General features: G+C 60.9%; 19 protein-coding genes. 14 read left to right on the plus strand and 5 right to left on the minus strand.

What is annotated here, in order from left to right; translation table 11 throughout:
* Positions 1–11 precede the first annotated feature (11 nt).
* Both QTL96_RS23995 and hemB read right to left on the minus strand, forming a co-directional pair.
* Positions 12–470 (minus strand): RDD family protein, encoded by a 459-nt coding sequence (locus tag QTL96_RS23995; RefSeq protein ID WP_112941282.1) that lies wholly within the window; start codon positions 468–470, stop codon positions 12–14.
* Between the two features lie 77 nt (positions 471–547).
* Complete coding sequence (gene hemB / locus QTL96_RS24000; protein ID WP_289729478.1) at positions 548–1,561, minus strand: porphobilinogen synthase; 1,014 nt, start codon at positions 1,559–1,561, stop codon at positions 548–550.
* 148 nt (positions 1,562–1,709) lie between these two features.
* Here hemB and QTL96_RS24005 point away from each other — a divergent pair, with 148 nt between their 5' ends.
* The 7 genes from QTL96_RS24005 (at position 1,710) to QTL96_RS24035 (ending at position 8,412) form a co-directional block, all read left to right on the plus strand.
* Positions 1,710–2,147, plus strand: a complete 438-nt coding sequence (locus QTL96_RS24005) for a DUF6163 family protein (RefSeq protein ID WP_289729479.1) — start codon at positions 1,710–1,712, stop codon at positions 2,145–2,147.
* Positions 2,148–2,277: 130 nt separating this feature from the next.
* Positions 2,278–2,793, plus strand: coding sequence for a MarR family winged helix-turn-helix transcriptional regulator (locus QTL96_RS24010; RefSeq protein WP_018898693.1), 516 nt, complete (start codon positions 2,278–2,280; stop codon positions 2,791–2,793).
* Between the two features lie 459 nt (positions 2,794–3,252).
* Positions 3,253–4,557, plus strand: coding sequence for a L,D-transpeptidase family protein (locus tag QTL96_RS24015; protein ID WP_112973538.1), 1,305 nt, complete (start codon positions 3,253–3,255; stop codon positions 4,555–4,557).
* Positions 4,558–4,711: 154 nt separating this feature from the next.
* Positions 4,712–6,010: a serine hydroxymethyltransferase gene (glyA, locus tag QTL96_RS24020; RefSeq protein ID WP_289729480.1), complete on the plus strand. Its 1,299-nt coding sequence runs from the start codon at positions 4,712–4,714 to the stop codon at positions 6,008–6,010.
* A gap of 9 nt (positions 6,011–6,019) precedes the next feature.
* Complete coding sequence (nrdR, locus tag QTL96_RS24025) at positions 6,020–6,496, plus strand: transcriptional regulator NrdR (protein WP_047513200.1); 477 nt, start codon at positions 6,020–6,022, stop codon at positions 6,494–6,496.
* Between the two features lie 3 nt (positions 6,497–6,499).
* Positions 6,500–7,792, plus strand: a complete 1,293-nt coding sequence (gene ribD / locus QTL96_RS24030) for a bifunctional diaminohydroxyphosphoribosylaminopyrimidine deaminase/5-amino-6-(5-phosphoribosylamino)uracil reductase RibD (protein WP_289729481.1) — start codon at positions 6,500–6,502, stop codon at positions 7,790–7,792.
* Positions 7,792–8,412: a riboflavin synthase gene (locus QTL96_RS24035; RefSeq protein ID WP_289729482.1), complete on the plus strand. Its 621-nt coding sequence runs from the start codon at positions 7,792–7,794 to the stop codon at positions 8,410–8,412. Before ribD ends, QTL96_RS24035 begins: the two co-directional genes overlap by 1 nt.
* Here QTL96_RS24035 and QTL96_RS24040 read toward each other — a convergent pair.
* On the minus strand, positions 8,375–8,911 hold the full coding sequence (locus tag QTL96_RS24040; protein WP_289729483.1) for a GNAT family N-acetyltransferase: 537 nt from the start codon (positions 8,909–8,911) through the stop codon (positions 8,375–8,377). The genes QTL96_RS24035 and QTL96_RS24040 overlap by 38 nt on opposite strands.
* Positions 8,912–8,928: 17 nt before the next feature.
* Positions 8,929–9,432: a cupin domain-containing protein gene (locus QTL96_RS24045; protein ID WP_289729484.1), complete on the minus strand. Its 504-nt coding sequence runs from the start codon at positions 9,430–9,432 to the stop codon at positions 8,929–8,931.
* 230 nt (positions 9,433–9,662) lie between these two features.
* Here QTL96_RS24045 and ribH point away from each other — a divergent pair, with 230 nt between their 5' ends.
* The 3 genes from ribH to QTL96_RS24060 all read left to right on the plus strand — a co-directional run bounded on the left by ribH (position 9,663) and on the right by QTL96_RS24060 (position 12,958).
* A complete protein-coding gene (gene ribH / locus QTL96_RS24050; RefSeq protein ID WP_018898685.1) occupies positions 9,663–10,118 on the plus strand; it encodes a 6,7-dimethyl-8-ribityllumazine synthase in 456 nt (151 codons plus the stop codon).
* Between the two features lie 3 nt (positions 10,119–10,121).
* A complete protein-coding gene (nusB, locus tag QTL96_RS24055) occupies positions 10,122–10,604 on the plus strand; it encodes a transcription antitermination factor NusB (protein WP_289729485.1) in 483 nt (160 codons plus the stop codon).
* Between the two features lie 215 nt (positions 10,605–10,819).
* Entirely contained in the window at positions 10,820–12,958 is a 2,139-nt protein-coding gene (locus tag QTL96_RS24060; RefSeq protein WP_289729486.1) for a sodium-translocating pyrophosphatase, read from the plus strand.
* Between the two features lie 77 nt (positions 12,959–13,035).
* Here QTL96_RS24060 and QTL96_RS24065 read toward each other — a convergent pair whose 3' ends face one another.
* Entirely contained in the window at positions 13,036–13,566 is a 531-nt protein-coding gene (locus QTL96_RS24065; RefSeq protein ID WP_111561165.1) for an outer membrane protein assembly factor BamE, read from the minus strand.
* A gap of 187 nt (positions 13,567–13,753) precedes the next feature.
* On the opposite strand from QTL96_RS24065, the gene QTL96_RS24070 reads away from it, so the two are divergent.
* The 4 genes from QTL96_RS24070 (at position 13,754) to QTL96_RS24085 (ending at position 17,050) form a co-directional block, all read left to right on the plus strand.
* Entirely contained in the window at positions 13,754–14,344 is a 591-nt protein-coding gene (locus tag QTL96_RS24070) for a ubiquinol-cytochrome C chaperone family protein (RefSeq protein WP_289729487.1), read from the plus strand.
* A 10-nt stretch (positions 14,345–14,354) separates the two neighbouring features.
* Positions 14,355–14,909, plus strand: a complete 555-nt coding sequence (locus QTL96_RS24075; RefSeq protein WP_289729488.1) for a DUF177 domain-containing protein — start codon at positions 14,355–14,357, stop codon at positions 14,907–14,909.
* Positions 14,910–15,012: 103 nt separating this feature from the next.
* Positions 15,013–16,059, plus strand: a complete 1,047-nt coding sequence (gene plsX / locus QTL96_RS24080) for a phosphate acyltransferase PlsX (RefSeq protein ID WP_026283034.1) — start codon at positions 15,013–15,015, stop codon at positions 16,057–16,059.
* Positions 16,060–16,078: 19 nt separating this feature from the next.
* Positions 16,079–17,050 carry a beta-ketoacyl-ACP synthase III gene (locus QTL96_RS24085; protein WP_047513177.1) on the plus strand — a complete coding sequence of 324 codons (972 nt, stop codon included), beginning with the start codon at positions 16,079–16,081 and terminating at the stop codon, positions 17,048–17,050.
* The last annotated feature ends 108 nt before the right edge of the window (positions 17,051–17,158 follow it).

Consider the following 17,158-nt stretch of genomic DNA (forward strand, 5'->3'; position numbering starts at 1 on the left):
CTTGAGCGAACTCAGGCGGTTCTGACCGTCACCGTGCCGACGAGAAAATCGTGCAGCAGGCGGCTGCGTTCGGTGAACAGGCCAACCAGCAGAATCAGCGGCGTCAGAACCGAGTTCAGGATCCAGAACAGCGCCAGGTGAACGATCGCCGTCAGGAAATCCATCTCCCGCCCGTCGACGCGCACGATCGCAATCCCCATCGCCCGCATGCCAAGCGATGCCTGGCTCGAGCCGCCGACCGTAAAGCCAAAATAGAGGCCCGCGACGATCACGAACAGCGCCGGGTAAAGAAAGAAACCGAGGCCGAGCGTGACGATCGACAGGAAGAACAGGATCACCGCCGCCGGAATGCAGAGCAGCAGGACGATCACATAGTCGAGGATGAACGCAAAAACGCGCCGGCTCAGCGTACCGCTATAGGCGCGCCAATCGTCAGGTGCGGCATAAAGCGGGTTCGGGTTGAGCGACATCGTTACGATCTCCTTTCGAGAGTGGCTACCGCTGATATGGTGACGCTCGCCCCGAATGCAATATTGGCGCGAAGCGATCAGCGCTTGGCGAGAATCTTGGCGACTTCGATGGAGAAGTAGGTGAGGATGCCATCGCAGCCGGCGCGCTTGAAGGCGAGCAGGGTCTCGAGCATCGCCTTTTCGCCGTCGATCCAGCCGTTCATCGCCGCCGCCTTGATCTGCGAATATTCGCCCGATACCTGATAGGCGAAGGTCGGAAGACCGAAGGCTTCCTTCATCCGCCAGCAGATGTCGATATAGGGCAGGCCGGGCTTGACCATCAGCATGTCGGCGCCTTCCTCGACGTCGAGTGCCGCGTCGCGGATCGCCTCCGTGCCGTTGGCCGGGTCGATATAGTAGCTCTTCTTGTCGCCCTTCAGCAGCCCGCCGGTAGAGATCGCCTCGCGGTAGGGGCCATAGAAGGCGGAGGCGAACTTCGTCGCGTAGCTCATGATCCCGACATCCTGGTGCCCGGCGGCGTCGAGTGCCCGGCGGATGGCGCCGATGCGACCGTCCATCATTTCGGACGGCGAGATGATGTCGGAGCCGGCGTCGGCCTGCATCACGGCCGCGCGCGCCACCTGCTCGACCGTCTCGTCATTGACGATTTCGTTACCGCGCAGGATGCCATCATGGCCATGGCTGGTGAACGGATCGAGCGCCACGTCGGTAATGACGCCGATATTCGCCACGGCCTTCTTGATGGCGGCCGTCGCCTGGTTGATCAGATTGTTCGCTTCCAGGCTGTTGGAGCCGGTCTCGTCGCGCAGCGACATCTCTATGTTAGGGAAGGTCGCGATAGCGGGGATGCCGAGATCGGCCGCTTCCTTGGTGGCTTCCACCAGCTTGTCGACGCTCATGCGGTTGACGCCAGGCATGGCGGGGATCGGCTCGACGATGCCGGAGCCCGGAACCACGAAGACCGGCCAGATCAGATCGTCGACCGTCAGCCGGTTTTCCTGCACCATCCGGCGCGTCCAGTCGGCCTTGCGGTTGCGCCGCATCCGGCGGTGGCCCGTGATTTCATCGACGAGGTGTGTCTTGTCCTGCATGATCGTTCCAGCTCTTGGCAGTTCCAATTGTTGCTGCGCTCATTATCATGCCATCCGACAAATCCAAACCGGGCGAATGGCCGCAACCAATCAACAGCTTGCGATCAACCGCTGGCGAAGACGCCGCAGCACTCTTATTGTCTGACCCATGAACGCTGATTCTCCGACCATACCGAAAAGCACGCTCACCGGCGTTCTCTTTGTCCTGTTCCTGCGCATGATCGCGATCTCGTGTTTCTGGTTCGGATTGCAGTATTGGGCGATGCTGGTCGGCTACTCGCTGATCGGTGCGGGACGCTTCGATCTTCTGAGCCTGCCGTGGAAGGTGGCGAGCACCAGCCTTGCGGTTTTGTTTCCCGTGGCTGCCCTCGGGCTCTGGCTGGCTGTCTCCTGGGGACCTGTCATCTGGGTGCTCGCGGCCGGTGGCCAGATCATAATGTATGGCTTTCTTCCGGAGATTTTCGGAGCCAACAAACTCATCATTCTCCTGCATGCGGCAGTGGCCGTTATCTATGCCGTTTTCCGCTTTTTGCTCTGGCAGGAGAAGCGCCGGCGCCGGCAGCAGGTAAGCGTTGATTTACCCTGATACAACAGCGCGTTTTGGTAAGGCACTGTTAAGCCTGCAGTTTAAGTAGAATTTTATCTGTATTCGATAGGGTCTGTCTCAAGGCGGGAAGACAACCAACACCGCCAAACAAAACAGTGAGGCAGTCACCATGAATACGAAAATCAAGCCGCAGGCGGTATCGAACTTCCGTGAACAGCAGGACCTGGGTATCCGCGATCTTTACATGGAATCCCTTCATCTTGTTGAACGTCTTCACCGTCGTCTTCTGGATGTCATCAAGGACGAATTCGACCGTCAGGGTCGCAGCGACGTCAACGCCATCCAGGCTCTCCTCCTCTTCAACATCGGCAACTCGGAACTGACCGCCGGCGAACTTCGCTCTCGCGGTTACTACCTGGGCTCCAACGTTTCCTACAACGTCAAGAAGCTCGTCGACCTCGGCTTCATCAACCACCAGCGCTCGCGCATCGACCGTCGCTCGGTCCGCATCAGCCTGACGGAAACCGGCCAGGAAATCGCCGAGACGGTTGCCAAGCTCTATGAGCGCCACACGGCATCGATCGACAAGGTCGGCGGCATCGGCACCGACGAGTTCGCGCAGATGAACAAGCTGCTGACCCGTCTCGACCGCTTCTGGAACGACTCGATCATGTATCGTCTCTAAGCAACAAGACCCCTCCAAGGTCAAAGAAAGCCGGATGCGTTTCCCTGCGCGTCCGGCTTTGCCGTTTGCGCCGACGTGGCATCTTTGCAACGCATGGCCGGCCAACCGCGCTTCAAGCGGTAAACCCCTGTATTCAAGTCGCCTTTTAGCCGCTATTAGCCGGCAGAAACCTTGCAATGGTTTGGTTCATTCTTCGCTTCGATCGCTATCGAAAGTTGCACTTTTCGGCGGAGACACGAATTGGCCATATTAGCATGGCAGCGGAAATACACGGCAATCGGCGCTTTTCGAATCCGGGGTTTTGAGAACCTCGCCTTTCCTGCTCGCGATCATGTGATCGCCGGCAGCGAGAATTTGAGGTGCGCCGTGGCAACGGATGGGTAGTGACTGCGTTATTCGCGGTGACGAAGGGCAAAGCCACCGGTCTCTCAAGCGGCGGCATTATTGTGGTTGGGATGCATGTCTAAAAAAACAGGTACTGAAGCTCTCTCTCGGCGGGCATTTCTTGCTTCGGCCGCAGCCGTTGGCGCAAGCTCGGTAGCGGCGCCAGCTCTGGCGCAATCGGCGATCGATTCGCTTATCAATGCACCGGAGCGCGGTGACTGGGACGACCAGTTCGATGCGAAAGCCGCGTCCCGTACGGCAACCGCCGTGGTGTCGAACACCCCGATCCTCGGACCGCAGTCCGTCCCCAGCATTCAGCAGGCGATTGCCCAGTATCAGCAGATCGCATCCGCAGGCGGTTGGCCGCAGGTCAATCCGGGCCAGCAGCGCCTGCAGATCGGCGTCACCGATCAGTCCGTCCAGGCCCTGCGCCAGCGCCTCTTCGTCACCGGCGACCTGCCGCAGGAAGCCGGCATGTCCTCGTCCTTCGATTCCTACGTCGATGGCGCGGTCAAGCGCTTCCAGGCGCGTCACGGCCTCCCGGCTGACGGCGTGCTCGGTGAATTCACGCTGAAGGCGATGAACATCCCGGCCGACGTGCGCCTGCAGCAGCTGAACACCAACCTGATCCGCCTGCAGACCTTCCCGGAAGAACTCGGCCGTCGTCACGTGATGGTCAACATCCCGGCCGCTTATGTTGAGGGCATCGAGGACGGCAGCGTCGTCACGCGTCACAACGCCGTTGTCGGCCGTCTCAGCCGCCCGACACACCTGGTCAACTCGAAAATCTACGAGGTCATCCTCAATCCTTACTGGACCGCGCCGCGCTCGATCGTCGAAAAGGACATCGTGCCGCTGATGCGTAAGGACCCGACTTATCTCACGAAGAACAACATTCGTCTGATCGACGGCAAGGGCACGGAAGTGGCCCCTGAGACGATCGACTGGAATGCCGAAAAGGCGCCGAACCTGATGTTCCGCCAGGACCCGGGCAAGATCAACGCCATGGCCTCGACGAAGATCAACTTCTACAACAAGAACGGCGAGTACATGCACGACACGCCGCAGCAGGGCCTGTTCAACAAGCTCATGCGCTTCGAATCGTCGGGCTGCGTGCGCGTTCAGAACGTTCGCGACCTGACCACCTGGCTGCTGCGCGACACGCCTCCGTGGTCTCGCCAGCAGATGGAGCAGGTGATCACCACCCGCGTCAACACGCCGATCAAGCTGGCCGAGGAAGTGCCTGTATACTTCGTCTACATCTCCGCCTGGGGCATGCCTGACGGTATCGTGCAGTTCCGCGACGACATCTACCAGATGGACGGCAATGCCGAACTCGCGCTCGACACGACCGCGGGCATGGAGCAGCCGGTTCAGTAAGAGCCGCAAGCTGCGTTTGAGTTACAAAAAACCGCGTCTTTCATGGCGCGGTTTTTTGTTGCGCGTGGATTGCCCAGCAAATGTCGCTCTCCGTATTGCCCTTGGCGGGGCAGGGCGCTAATAGCCTAGCGCATTCCAGTTGAGGAGCCCGCCGATGACCAATGCTTCTACCCAGACCTTCTTCAATCGCTCGCTTGCCGATACCGATCCGGAAATCTTCGGTTCGATCCAAAAGGAACTCGGTCGCCAGCGTCATGAGATCGAGTTGATCGCTTCGGAAAACATCGTTTCCCGCGCGGTTCTGGAAGCCCAGGGCTCCATCATGACCAACAAGTACGCCGAGGGATATCCGGGCAAGCGCTACTATGGCGGCTGCCAGTTCGTCGATATCGCGGAAGAACTCGCGATCGAACGCGCCAAGAAGCTGTTCGGCGTAAACTTCGCCAACGTCCAGCCGAACTCCGGTAGCCAAATGAACCAGGCCGTCTTCCTCGCGCTGTTGCAGCCGGGCGATACCTTCATGGGCCTGGACCTGAATTCGGGCGGTCACCTGACCCACGGTTCGCCGGTCAACATGTCCGGCAAGTGGTTCAACGTCGTCTCCTACGGTGTTCGCGAAGGCGACAACCTGCTCGACATGGACGACGTTGCCGAGAAGGCCCGTACCCACAAGCCGAAGCTCATCATCGCCGGCGGCACCGCTTATTCCCGTATCTGGGATTGGAAGCGCTTCCGCGAGATCGCCGATGAAGTCGGCGCCTATCTGATGGTCGACATGGCTCACATCGCCGGTCTCGTTGCCGGTGGCCAGCATCCGTCGCCGTTCCCGCACTGCCATGTCGCGACCACCACGACCCACAAGTCGCTGCGCGGCCCGCGCGGTGGCGTCATCCTGACCAACGACGAAGATCTGGCGAAGAAGTTCAACTCGTCCGTCTTCCCGGGCCTCCAGGGCGGTCCGCTCATGCACATCATCGCCGCCAAGGCCGTTGCCTTCGGCGAAGCGCTGCAGCCCGAGTTCAAGGACTACGCGGCTCAGGTCGTCAAGAACGCCAAGGCGCTGTCGGATACGCTGATCGCAGGCGGCCTCGACGTCGTCTCCGGCGGCACCGACAACCACCTGATGCTGGTCGACCTTCGCAAGAAGAACGCCACGGGCAAGCGCGCGGAAGCCGCGCTCGGCCGCGCCTACATCACCTGCAACAAGAACGGTATCCCGTTCGACCCTGAAAAGCCCTTCGTCACCTCTGGCGTGCGCCTCGGCGCGCCTGCCGGCACGACGCGCGGCTTCAAGGAAGCGGAATTCAAGGAAATCGGCAATCTCATCGTCGAGGTTCTCGATGGCCTGAAGGCCGCCAACTCCGACGAGGGCAATGCCAGCGTCGAAGCAGCCGTACGCGACAAGGTGATGAACCTCACCGGCCGCTTCCCAATGTACGACTACATCGGCTAAGGATAGCGCATGCGCTGCCCATTCTGCGGATCGGAAGACACACAGGTAAAGGATTCACGCCCGGCGGAGGACAATACGTCCATCCGCCGCAGGCGTATCTGTCCTGATTGCGGCGGTCGTTTCACGACCTTCGAACGCGTGCAGCTGCGCGAGCTCATGGTCTCGAAGAAGACCGGCCGCAAGGTGCCTTTCGATCGCGACAAGCTGGTGCGTTCCTTCGAGATCGCACTGCGCAAGCGCCCCGTCGACCGCGACCGCATAGAGCGCGCGGTCTCCGGCATCGTCCGGCGACTGGAAAGCTCCGGCGAAGTCGAGATCAGCTCGGAGCAGATCGGCCTGCAGGTTCTCGAAGCGTTGAAGAGCCTCGATGACGTCGGCTTCGTGCGCTACGCATCGGTCTACCGCGACTTCTCTCACGCCGAGGATTTCGAGAAGGTGATCTCGGAGATCAACGCCAAGATCGCTCGCGATCCCTTGGATAGCTGAGCGATGAGCGCCTCGCCAGACGACGCGCAATTCATGCAGGAGGCGATCCGCCTGGGTCTCCTCCATCTCGGCCAGACATCCACAAACCCCTCCGTCGGTTGCGTCGTCGTGCGCGACGGCAAGATAGTCGGCCGCGGCACGACCGCTGTCGGCGGCCGTCCGCATGCCGAACCTCAGGCCTTGGCCGAGGCAGGTGAACTCGCCAGCGGCGCCACCGCCTATGTGACGCTCGAGCCATGCTCCCACCACGGCAGGACGCCGCCCTGCGCCGATGCGCTGATCGCATCCGGCGTGTCCCGCGTCGTCATCAGCGTCACCGATCCCGATGAGCGCGTGTCGGGCAGGGGCATATCCATGCTCCGCGACGCCGGCATCACGGTCGAGACCGGGTTGCTGGAAGAAGAGGGCCGCCACTCGCTCGCCGCCTATCTCACCCGCCAGACGAAGAACCGCCCCTATGTGATTCTGAAGCTTGCCGTTTCTCAAGACGGCATGATCGGCCGCATGGGCGCGGGCCAGATCGCCATCACCGGTCCGGCGGCTCGCGCCGAGGTGCAGCAGCTGCGCGCCGAGACGGATGCGATACTGGTCGGTATCGGCACCGCCGTTGCGGATGATCCGGAACTGACGGTGCGTATTCCGGGGCTTGAGGGGCGCTCGCCGGTGCGTGTTGTGCTTGATCCCTTGCTGGAGCTGCCGTTGACGTCGAAGCTGGTGCGGACGGTGCGGCAGGTGCCGGTCATCGTGGTGGGGCGTGAGGAGGTTTCAGAGGCGTGGGAGCAAGATTTACCCCCCTCTGTCCTGCCGGACATCTCCCCCACAAGGGGGGAGATCGACTCGCTGCAGCCGTCCGGCCAGAAAGTCGATGTTGAAGCGAGCGGCTCCACCCAGCCAATCTCCCCACCTGTGGGGGAGATGCCCGGCAGGGCAGAGGGGGGTATCCCGACCGCCGACGCCAACGAAACCACCGCCCAACTCGAATCCCGCCGCCAATCCCTCGAATCCGCTGGCGTCGAAGTCGTCTACTGCCACCCCTACCACCCGGAGCAGCTTCTCCCGGCACTCGCCTCCCGCGGCATTTCCTCGCTGCTGGTCGAAGGCGGCGCCAAGACGGCGCGGCTTTTCCTTGAGGCCGGCTATGTCGACCGCATACTGCTCTACCAAGGACCGGGCACGATTGGGCAAGGCGGTATTGAAACGCCGATCCGCAAAACCGATATTCCATCCGATTTCAAGCATGTGGGCACGCGCAGAGTTGGCGACGACAGCCTGGACGAATACGAAAGAGAAGTTTGATGTTTACAGGCATTGTCACCGACGTCGGCACGATCGAATCCGTTTCGCCTCTCAAGGAGGGTATCAAGCTTCGCGTCACGACCAGCTATGATCCCGCGACCATCGACATGGGCGCTTCGATCTCGCATTCCGGCATCTGCCTGACCGTCACCGGCCTGCCCGAAGAAGGCAGCAACGGTCGCTGGTTCGAGGTCGAAGCCTGGGAAGAAGCGCTGCGCCTGACGACGATCGGCACCTGGACAGAGGGCAGCCCCGTCAATCTCGAGCGCTCGCTGAAGATCGGCGACGAATTGGGCGGGCATATCGTCTCGGGCCATGTCGACGGCAAGGCCGAGATCCTCTCCGTGACCGAAGAGGGCGATGCCACCCGTTTCCGCATCCGCGCGCCGGAGCATCTGGCAAAGTTCGTCGCGCCCAAGGGCTCGATCGCGCTCGATGGCACATCGCTGACGGTCAATGCCGTCGATGGCACCGACTTCGACGTTCTGCTTATTCGCCACACGCTCGAGGTCACGACCTGGGGCAAGCGCCAGGCCGGCGATTTCGTCAATTTCGAGGTCGACACCATGGCGCGATATGCCGCTAGATTGGCCGAGTTCCCGGTCGCGAAAGCAGAATAACCTCGCCATTGTAGTTCGTACGCCTCGCATCGCCAAAGCCGAGCTTTTCGGCAAGGCGCAGCGAGGCCGCATTGTCGGGATCGATGATGCAGCTCATCGGCCGTGCCGGAAAGCGATGCTCCGCCCAGCCGATCAAAGCCCGCAGCGCCTCGGTCGCATAACCCTTGCCTTGAACCTCCGGCATCAACGCCCAGCCCGTTTCCAGCGTCCCCTCGGTGCTGACGGGCTGCATGTCGCGCTTCATCTCCAGAAAGCCCGCTTCGCCCACGAACCGGCCGCTCTCTTTCTCTTCGATGGCGAGGAAGCCGAAGCCCATGTGGTGCCACATTCCCGCGACGCGCAGCATGCGTCCCCAACTCTGCTCCCGTGTCGATGCTGCCCCGCTGATGAAGCGCACGACCGCATCGTTGCTCCAGAGCGCGTGATAAGCCTCGAAATCCTCAACTGTGTGCGGCCGCAGGATCAGCCGCTCGGTCTCGATCGTCGGTATCTCGTTCATCGCGATCTCATTGTTCGTCAGGCCCCAGGCTCGCCATCCCAGTAGTCGAGATCGTCGCCGGCCCGGCCCATGACGCGAAACGACTGGTCGGGCGATCCCTCGCGGCGCGTCTTCGCGAGAAACTTGCCCGAGTCCGGGTATTCGACGATATCGGTTGCAGCCTTTGTCGAGATGCCGAGATAGATCAGCGGGGTCTCGCCGGTGTTGATGATCTGGTGCGCCGTCTCCGGCCCTCCCGCCGGCCCGCCGAGCACATCGCCCTTGCGGATTGGATAGCGCTCCGTTCCGAAACGATACTCGCCGGTCCCTTCGATCACGAAGAACATCTCGTCCTCTGCATGATGGTTGTGGAAGGGACAGCCCGATTTGCCTGCGGGTACCTCGTTATAGCTGACGCCGAGACCTTTCAGCCCGAGCATGGCACCGAACGAAATGTCGGCGCTCTCGTAAAGCTCTCCCTGCTTCCAGCGATCGAGGCTGAGTGCGTTCACGTTGACGACGGGTGTTTGCTGATCGTTCATTCTCGTCTCCCTTTGCCCCGAGGAATTATGAGTTTGTGCGGGAAATCAACCCGTTATCTATCAAGGTTCGGCGTTTTCGCCCCTGTGGTCCGCCAGCACCTCGGCACCCGCCGGGACGATTCGCGATTTTGCACCGCAGCCATGAGCCGAATTTGCTTGCCATTCTGCCGAAGGCATGTTTTGACCGCCGCCTGTCGAACGGCAAATCCTCTAGGAAATGAAGGTGACCCATGGCGCGAGAAACCGCTCCTCATATCTTGATCGTTGAAGCACGTTTCTACGACGACATGGCTGATGCTCTCCTGGAAGGCGCAACCTTCGCATTGACCGAAGCCGGCGCGACCTATGACGTCGTCACCGTTCCCGGCGCGCTGGAAATTCCGGCTGCGATTGCAATGGCTCTCGATGGAGCGGATAATGACGGCACGAACTACGACGGCTACGTCGCGCTCGGCATGGTCATCCGCGGCGAGACCTACCACTTCGATATCGTATCGAACGAATCCTCGCGCGCTCTGATGGACCTGTCTGTCAGCGAATCCATTGCCATCGGCAATGGCATCCTGACGGTCGAAAACGACGAGCAGGCTTGGTCGCGCGTACGCCGTTCGGATAAGGACAAGGGTGGCTTTGCCGCTCGCGCAGCTCTCACCATGATCGAGCTGAAGAAAAAGCTGGGTGCATAAGGCATGAGCAACGAAAACGTAGAGCGTCCGGTCAAGGCAGCGAACCAGCGTGGCGCCGCGCGTCTCGCCGCCGTTCAGGCGCTCTATCAGATGGATATCGGCGGCACCGGCGTTCTGGAAATCGTCGCCGAATACGAAGCCCATCGTCTCGGCCAGGAACTGGATGGCGAGACCTACCTGAAGGCTGATCCTTCGTGGTTCCGTTCGATCGTCTCCGGCGTCGTGCGCGAACAGAAGCGCCTCGATCCGCTGGTCGCCTCGGCGTTGCAGGACGATTGGGCGCTGTCGCGCCTCGACAGCACCGTTCGTGCCATTCTTCGCGCCGGCGTTTTCGAGCTTCTCGACCGCAAGGACGTACCGGTGGCGGTCATCGTCACCGAATATGTCGAGATCGCTCAGGCGTTCTTCAGCGATGATGAGCCCAAGCTCGTCAACGCTGTTCTCGACCGCATCGCCAAGCAAGTTCGCGGCGAGCAGAAAAAGTAGCGTTTCGCGCGCAAGAAACAGCCCCTTCCTCCGTTCGGCTAATCTCCTCTTTCCCATTGCTCCGTAAGGGTTTTCAGCCCTTGCGGGCTTGACGTCCCGTTTTCCTCCCCGCAATCTCCACTCGGCGTTGCAGCATTTCTGTGGGAGGAAATGAGGACGGCGTGTTCGCAGCCGGAGAGGGAGTGAGCTCCGGCTCTTTTGGAGGAAAGAGCGAAATGACGATTCTTTTATGCGTAATAGCGTGCGGCTTGCTTTCGGTGGTCTATGCCATCTGGGCAATCCGGTCGGTGCTATCAGCCGATCAGGGGAACGCCCGCATGCAGGAAATTGCAGGATATATTCGCGAAGGCGCGCAGGCCTATCTGACGCGCCAGTATACGGCAATCGCCATTGTCGGCGTCGTCGTCTTCATCGCCGCCTGGCTGCTGCTCTCCGCCACGGCCGCGATCGGCTTTCTGGTGGGGGCCGTGCTTTCGGGTGCCGCGGGCTTCATCGGCATGCACGTTTCGGTTCGCGCCAACGTGCGCACCGCGCAGGCCGCCTCGCATAGCCTTGCCGCCGGTCTCGGCATCGCCTTCAAGTCGGGCGCCATCACCGGCATGCTGGTTGCGGGCCTGGCGCTGCTTGGCGTCTCCATCTACTATCTGATCCTCACCGGCGTGCTCGGCCACGATCCTGCCTCGCGTGAAGTCATCGATTCCCTGGTAGCCCTCGGCTTCGGCGCATCGCTGATTTCGATCTTCGCCCGTCTCGGCGGCGGCATCTTCACCAAGGGCGCCGATGTCGGCGGTGACCTCGTCGGCAAGGTCGAAGCCGGTATCCCGGAAGATGATCCACGCAACCCCGCGACCATCGCCGATAACGTCGGCGACAATGTCGGCGATTGCGCCGGCATGGCGGCCGACCTTTTCGAAACCTATGCCGTCTCCGTCGTCGCGACGATGGTTCTCGCCGCGATCTTCTTCGGCGGCACGCCGGTTCTTGCGTCGGCGATGATCTATCCGCTGGCGATTTGCGGCGCCTGCATCATCACCTCGATCATCGGTACCTTCTTCGTGAAGCTCGGCAGCAACGGCTCGATCATGGGCGCCCTCTATAAGGGGCTCATCGTCACCGGCCTGCTGTCGATCCTGGGTCTTGGTGCTGCAACGTCGCTGACAGTCGGTTGGGGTCCGATCGGCGCGGTCGCTGGTCATGACGTTACCGGCATGAACCTCTTCATCTGCGGTATCGTCGGCCTCATCGTCACAGCGCTGATCGTCGTCATCACCGAATACTACACCGGCACCAACAAGCGCCCGGTCAATTCGATCGCCCAGGCATCGGTCACGGGACATGGCACCAACGTCATCCAGGGGCTTGCCGTATCGCTGGAATCGACAGCACTTCCGGCGATCGTCATCGTCGGCGGCATCCTGGCGACCTTCCAGCTGGGCGGTCTGTTCGGCACCGGCATCGCCGTCACCGCCATGCTCGGCCTTGCCGGCATGATCGTGGCGCTCGACGCTTTCGGTCCTGTCACCGACAACGCCGGTGGCATCGCCGAAATGGCGCACCTGCCGCCGGAGGTTCGCAAGTCCACGGACGCGCTCGATGCGGTTGGCAACACCACCAAGGCCGTCACCAAGGGCTACGCGATCGGCTCGGCCGGTCTCGGCGCCCTCGTGCTCTTCGCGGCCTATTCGAACGACCTGCAATATTTCGCCTCGCATGGTGATCAGTATCCGTACTTCGCCAATATCGGCGCGATCTCGTTTGATCTCTCCAATCCCTATGTCGTCGCCGGACTGCTCTTCGGCGGCCTCATCCCTTATCTCTTCGGCGGCATCGCCATGACGGCCGTCGGACGTGCGGCTGGATCGATCGTCGAGGAAGTGCGCAAGCAGTTCCGCGAAAAGCCCGGCATCATGCAGGGAACCGAGAAGCCGGATTACGGCAAAGCGGTCGACCTTCTGACCAAGGCCGCCATTCGCGAAATGATCATTCCGTCGCTTCTGCCCGTCCTAGCGCCCATCGTCGTCTATTTCGGCGTGCTGTTGATCTCCGGCTCCAAGGCCTCGGCTTTCGCAGCCCTTGGCGCATCGCTGCTGGGCGTCATCATCAACGGCTTGTTCGTGGCGATCTCGATGACCTCGGGCGGCGGCGCATGGGACAACGCCAAGAAGTCCTTCGAAGACGGTTTCGTCGACAAGGACGGCACGCGCCACATGAAGGGTTCGGAAGCCCACAAGGCATCCGTAACCGGTGACACCGTCGGCGATCCCTACAAGGATACTGCGGGTCCCGCCGTCAATCCGGCGATCAAGATCACCAATATCGTGGCGCTGCTGTTGCTTGCCATCCTTGCGGGCTGATCGGCCTTAGATCGATAACCAATGAAAAACCCGCCGGAGCGATCCGGCGGGTTTTGTGTGGGCGAATGACTTGGCGCTTAGCGCAAGCTGGCCGGGTTCTGCGGCGAGGGACGATCGCCGGCGCCGAACAGGCCCTTGGCCATGTTCGCGGCGCTGCCGCCAGAAAGCAGCTGCTGCAGGAAGGTAAGATCCTTACCACCAGTCGGCGTAACGCGCGTGATCGTGTCGAACGGCTTGCCGTCCTTGAGCGTGTAGTTGGCGCGGCGGACTACGACGCCGTCCTTGTCGAAGTAGATGGCGAGAACGCTCTGGTCCACGACCTTCAACTTCTGGAACGCCATGGAGCGCTCGCGGCGCTGTGAGATGTAATAGAAGACTTCGCCATCGAAGGTGGCGGTCGTCGAGGGCGTGCCCAGCGACAGCAGAACCTGCTCGCGGCTCGAACCCTCGGGAACCAGGTTGAGCGACTGCTCGTCGGCGACGTAGCCGCCGTTGAGAACCGTACCCGTTTGGCAGCCGGTCAATCCGGCGGAGGCGATCATGATGGCAATGGCGGCATTGCTGAGGAATTTCTTGTCAGACTTGAAATACCGTTTCTTCAACGACATCTACTCCCTTAACGTATCGATACCAGCCATCGGCCATGCAATGTTACGCTGATGCAAAACCATTGTGGCCTTTCCGGGGTCGGACGTGAGCCATCTGCCGAGTGGCCATCGTCGAAGCGCTGTCCCGAAAGTGGCCACCTTCGCCATTGCAATTCGCGCATGCTTCGGTAAACCAGCTTTCGAAATCATGCAACAAGGCCGGACGCAGGTTGGCGCCAAGAACGAGGCCTTTCCGGAAAAAACAATGATATTCGGGCTCTTCGGCAAGAAAAACAACAACCAGGCGATCGTCGACCGACAATATGAGGCGCTGACATCGGCCGCCCGCATGCCTGCTCTTTACGAGAGACTCGGCGTGCCGGATACGGTCATGGGTCGCTTCGAAATGCTATCGGCTGTCATGATCCTGTTTTTTCGCCGCACGCGTGCATCCGAGACGAGTGGCCAGGAAATCGCGCAGGAAATCGTGGATGCATTCTTCCAGGATATCGATTATTCGATCCGCGAACTCGGCATCGGCGACAACACCGTCCCCAAGCGCATGAAGAAACTCGCCGGCATGTTCTACGGCCGGCTCGAAGCCTATTCCAAGGCGATGGATACTGGCGACGCCGAGGCTCTCGCCGTGGCGCTTGGCCGCAACATTCATCCGAAGGAAACAGATCCGGTCGATATGCGCGCGCTTGCCGATTGGATGTTTTCCGCTGAAAAACACCTGTCGGCACAGTCCGAAGATACGATCGCGACCGGCTCGGCAACGCTGCCGGCCGTCGCGTGAGGAGACAATGATGAAGAATTCAAACGAAGACACGCCTTTCTCCTACTTGGTCAAGGTCGGTAACGTCTCGGCCAACCCGGTCGACGTCCATCTGGAAGCCGACAAGAACGAGTTGCAGGCGCTCGCCGAAACCTGGGATGTGATCGCCGTCGACGATTTCCGCGCCGATCTGCAGATCGCGCGATGGAAGAAGGATGGCATCCGCGTGAAGGGCAGGGTGCGGGCGAGCATCGTCCAGAGCTGCGTCGTCACGCTGGAACCGGTGCCGTCGAAGATCGATGAGCCCTTCGAGCAAATCTTCGTTCCCGAGAACTCCAAGCTTGCGCGCCGCCCGGCCAACGATACCGGCGAGATGATGCTGGACCCCGATGGTCCCGATCTGCCGGAAAGCTTTGTCGGCGATACGATCGACGCCGGCGAAGTGGCCACCGAATTCGCCGCCATGGCGATCGATCCGTATCCCCGCAAAGAGGGCGTTGCCTTCGATGGTCACATAGAAGACACCGGAGAGAACGATAAGAAGCCTTCCGCCTTTGCTGTTCTGAAAGACTGGAAAAAGGACTGAAAGCCGCTCGCGGTTTGACATAATTCAGTTGTCAGCGACGGTAAAACCGGTATTTTGGCCAAAATTTCGCCCTCCTGGGACGAAAAAAAAGGATCAGGGACGCGTGATCAGAATTTCTCTCGACCTCATGGGTGGCGACTTTGGTCCCCAGGTAGTCATCCCCGGTGCCGCAAAGGCGCTGGAACGGCATCCGGACATTTCGTTCGTGATGTATGGCTTGAAGGAACAGTGCGAGCCAATCCTCGACCAGTTTCCGAAGCTGAAGGAGAAATCCGTTCTCCACGATTGCGAACTTGCCGTGCGCATGGACGAGAAGCCGAGCCAGGCATTGCGCCGCGGCCGCTATGTCTCCTCCATGTGGCGTTCGCTCGAGGCCGTGAAGACCAAGGACGCCGACGTCGCGGTTTCCGCCGGCAATACCGGCGCGCTGATGGCGATGGCCAAGTTCTGTCTGCGCACGATGGCCAATATCGAGCGCCCGGCGATCGCGGCGATTTGGCCGACCATGCGCGGCGAAAGCATCGTGCTCGATGTCGGCGCGACGATCGGCGCCGATAGCCAGCAGCTGATGGATTTTGCGCTGATGGGCGGCGCCATGGCGCGCGCGCTGTTCGAGATCGACCGTCCGACGATCGGCCTGCTCAATGTGGGTGTCGAAGAGATCAAGGGCCAGGAAGAGGTCAAGGAAGCCGGACGCCTGCTGCGCGAGGCCAATATCGACTCGCTCGACTATTTCGGTTTCGTCGAGGGCAATGACATCGGCAAGGGAACCGTCGATGTCGTGGTCACCGAAGGCTTCGCCGGCAACATCGCGCTGAAGGCCGCAGAAGGCACGGCTCGCCAGATCGGCGAGTACCTGAAAGCCGCGATGTCGCGCACCCTGCTTGCCAAGATCGGCTATATCTTCGCCAAGAGCGCTTTCGACATGCTGCGCGAGAAGATGGACCCGAGCAAGGTCAATGGCGGCGTGTTTCTCGGCCTCAACGGCGTGGTCATCAAGAGCCACGGCGGCGCCAATGCCGAAGGGATCGCATCTGCGATCGAGGTCGGCTACGACATGGCCAAGAATGGCCTCAATCAGAAAATAGAAAACGATTTGCAAAAGTATCATGCCAAGCGGCTGCCCCCTATCGGGCCGGAAGCGGCATGAGCGACGGGATTTGAAGAATATGATCCGTTCAGTGGTTCGCGGTTTCGGATCCGCGCTTCCGAAACGCGTTATGACCAATCGCGACATGGAAGATGTCGTGGACACCTCCGACGAATGGATTGTCCAGCGCACGGGCATTCGCCAGCGTTATCTCGCCGGAGAAGATGAGACGACGTCCTCGCTCGGCGCGGCGGCGGCTCTGGCCGCGCTCGAAAAGGCCGGCATGACGCCCGATGACATCGACATGATCATCTGCGCGACATCGACGCCGGACAACACCTTCCCGGCAACCGCCGTCAGCATCCAGAACCGTCTCGGCATGAGCCACGGCTTTGCCTTCGACGTGCAGGCGGTTTGCACCGGTTTCGTCTACGCGGTCACCACCGCCGACGCCTACATCCGTGGCGGCCTCGCCAAGCGCGTGCTCGTCATCGGCGCCGAAACCTTCTCGCGCATCCTCGACTGGAATGACCGCACGACGTGCGTGCTCTTCGGCGATGGCGCAGGCGCGATCGTGCTTGAAGCAGCCGAAGGCGAGGGGACCACTGATGACCGTGGCGTTCTCACCGCGCATCTGCGTTCAGACGGCTCGCACAAGGAAAAGCTCTTCGTCGATGGTGGACCATCGACCACCGGCACCGTCGGCAAGCTGCGCATGGAAGGCCGCGAAGTCTTCAAATATGCGGTCGGCATGATCACCGACGTCATCCAGGCAGCCTTCGACAGCACCGGCACCACCTCGGACGATCTCGATTGGCTGGTGCCGCATCAGGCAAATCGTCGCATCATCGATGGCTCCGCCAAGAAGCTGAACATCGCGCCTGAAAAGGTTGTCGTCACTGTCGACCTGCACGGCAACACGTCGGCGGCTTCGATCCCGCTCGCGCTCGCGGTTGCAGCCGGCGACGGACGTATCAAGAAGGGCGATCTCGTCATGCTCGAGGCGATGGGCGGCGGCTTCACCTGGGGTGCTGTCCTGCTGCGCTGGTAACGGCCTAAAAACCCAAAAAGCTGACAACGAACAAGGGCTTGACCGTAAGGCGCAAGACAAATACTCTTTGCTCGTCCTCACAAAACAAAACCGATGGGCAGGGAAAAA

It is taken from the genome of Rhizobium sp. S163 (genome assembly GCF_030380805.1).
Taxonomy (GTDB): Bacteria; Pseudomonadota; Alphaproteobacteria; order Rhizobiales; family Rhizobiaceae; genus Rhizobium.